General features: G+C 48.8%; 2 protein-coding genes. Both read left to right on the forward strand.

Annotated features, from left to right (window positions below; genetic code table 11):
- Window positions 1-1,709 (forward strand): efflux RND transporter permease subunit (locus B4K20_RS09360; protein WP_289282687.1); only part of this gene is annotated, 1,709 nt, incomplete at its 5' end.
- A gap of 97 nt (window positions 1,710-1,806) precedes the next feature.
- A partial coding sequence (locus tag B4K20_RS09365; protein WP_289282688.1) for a cation diffusion facilitator family transporter occupies window positions 1,807-2,680 on the forward strand: 874 nt, incomplete at its 3' end.

Here is a 2,680-nt window from a genome sequence, read left to right on the forward strand (position 1 = left end):
TCACCGGTGTTGAAGGGAAGATGTTTGAACCGATGGCTGCAACAGTCATTATTGCCCTGGTTTCTGCCATGATCTTCACCCTTACCATTGTGCCGGCCGCTGTGGCGACATTCATGGGCGGCAGTGTAAGGGAAAAGGAAAGCCTTATTATCAGTGGGGCAAAATGGCTTTACCGTCCTGTCTTGCTACTCAGTCTGAAATTGCGCTGGGTTGTTCTCCTCGTTGCGGCTATTTTGGTTACGGTATCAATCAATATGGCCAGCAAAATGGGCTCTGAGTTTATCCCACAACTTAATGAAGGGGATATAGCACTGCATGCACTGCGTAGTATAGGTACCAGTCTTGAACAATCCATTAAGATGCAGGGACTGCTCGAAAAACGGTTAAAGGAATTTCCGCAGGTCGATAAAGTCTTTGCTAAATTGGGCACGCCGGAAGTCGCCACGGATCCTATGCCTCCTAATGTGGCTGACACTTTCTTAATACTTAAACCAAGGAGTGAGTGGCCTCAACCGGAATTACCCAAAAGCGAACTCTTAGCTCAAATTGAAGCTGTGGTTAAACAATTGCCAGGCAATAATTATGAGTTTACCCAACCGATCGAAATGCGGTTTAACGAGCTAATTTCAGGGGTTCGTGCTGACTTAGGCATTAAGGTATACGGTGACGATTTAGACTTGCTTAAGCAAAATGCAGAAGCGGTTCTCGCCGTCGTGCAGCAGATCCCAGGTAGCGCGGATGCACGTCTTGAGCAGGTTGATGATATGCCCATGCTGACGGTCGAGCCTAAACGGATGGCAATGTCACGTTATGGTCTCAATGTTGATGATCTGCAGAATATGGTTTCCACAGCTGTGGGCGGCGGTATGGCCGGCCTCATTTATGATGGCGATCGGCGCTTCAATCTTGTGGTACGTCTCCCGGAGAAGATCAGGGAAGATATTGAGGCACTGTCAGTGCTTCCGGTCAGTCTGCCGGATGGTAATTATGTCCCACTCTCTGAAGTAGCCAAAGTCGAATTGACCCAGGCTCCCAGCCAGATTTCCAGAGAAAATGCCAAACGACGAGTTGTTGTGACCAGTAATGTCAGAGGGCGTGACCTTGGGTCATTCGTTGAGGAGGCACAGCAACAGATTGCAGAGCAAGTTGAGCTTCCAGCTGGTTACTGGGTTGAATATGGCGGCACTTATGAACAGCTGCAGTCAGCCAGTCAAAGACTGTCTATCGTAGTCCCTGTAACGCTACTGATCATCATGGGCTTACTGGTGACCGTGTTGGGCTCGTTTCGTGATGCAGCCATTATTTTTACCGGTGTGCCACTGGCGCTAACGGGGGGCGTAATGGCGCTTCTGCTCAGAGATATGCCGCTGTCGATTTCAGCCGGTGTCGGATTTATCGCCTTGTCAGGGATTGCAGTGCTTAACGGCCTGGTGATGCTGGCATTTATCCGCGACTATTGGCATAGCCACGGAGACTTGCATAAAGCGATTGTCGAGGGCGCGATGACGCGGTTGCGGCCCGTACTGATGACGGCTTTAGTGGCAAGTCTGGGGTTTGTTCCTATGGCGCTTAATACCGGTACCGGCGCTGAAGTACAAAGACCGCTGGCGACAGTCGTGATTGGGGGCATTATTTCCTCAACGTTATTGACGCTGGTTGTGTTACCCGCACTTTATAAGTTGATTCATAGTAGAGATAAAAAAAGCTAGCCGGCGATGCTGAGTCCGTTGCTGGTCATGATATGACCAGCAACGGTGTATCTCATCACAAGAAATTGCTGTGTTGTTGAGTACATTGGAGTGTTTTATGCATAATCACAACAGTCAGGACGAGACGAGTTCACGACGTATTGGCCTGGTGTTTTTGCTGAATTTGGGCTTCACGATCATTGAGTTTATTGGCGGGCTGCTGACCAACAGTACCGCGATTATGGCCGATGCGGTACATGATCTGGGTGATAGTCTCTCTCTTGGCAGTGCCTGGTTGTTATCACGCTGGGGGCAGAAAACGGCTAATAATGAGTTCACCTACGGTTACCGCCGCTTAACCTTATTTGGTGCCTTTTTAAACAGTATTGTGCTTATTGCCGGTTCCATTTGGGTGATCACTCAGGCCATACCCCGTATTTCTGATCCTGTGATGCCCGTCACTGAAGGTATGCTCGCATTAGCCATATTGGGTGTGACCATTAATGGGTTTGCGGCTTATCGTATTAGCAAAGGCAGCACGATGAACGAAAAAGTGCTGAACTGGCATTTGCTGGAAGACGTGTTGGGATGGGTTGCTGTGCTGGTTGTGTCGGTGATCCTGCAATTCGTGGACTGGCCAATACTTGATCCATTGCTATCAGTCGGATTTACCTTGTTTATCTTATTCAATGTGATTCGTAACTTCTGGGCAACCGGCAAGATTTTTCTACAGGCAGTGCCCGACAAGAACCTGCATGATGAGATCCGACACAAACTCTTACACATCGATGGTATCAGTGACATTCATCATCAACACCTTTGGTCGCTCGATGGTGAACAGCATGTCCTGACGGCTCATCTCGTGATTGAGGGCAGCCTTGAAAACGGGCGATACAACAGCATCAAAGATTCCGTAGCCGAGACTTTAAAACCATTCAGTCTGGCTCATACCACCATCGAGATCGAGTTAAAACAAGAATACTGCCGTGATG

It is taken from the genome of Methylophaga sp. UBA5088 (genome assembly GCF_002414625.1).
Taxonomy (GTDB): domain Bacteria; phylum Pseudomonadota; class Gammaproteobacteria; order Nitrosococcales; family Methylophagaceae; genus Methylophaga; species Methylophaga marina.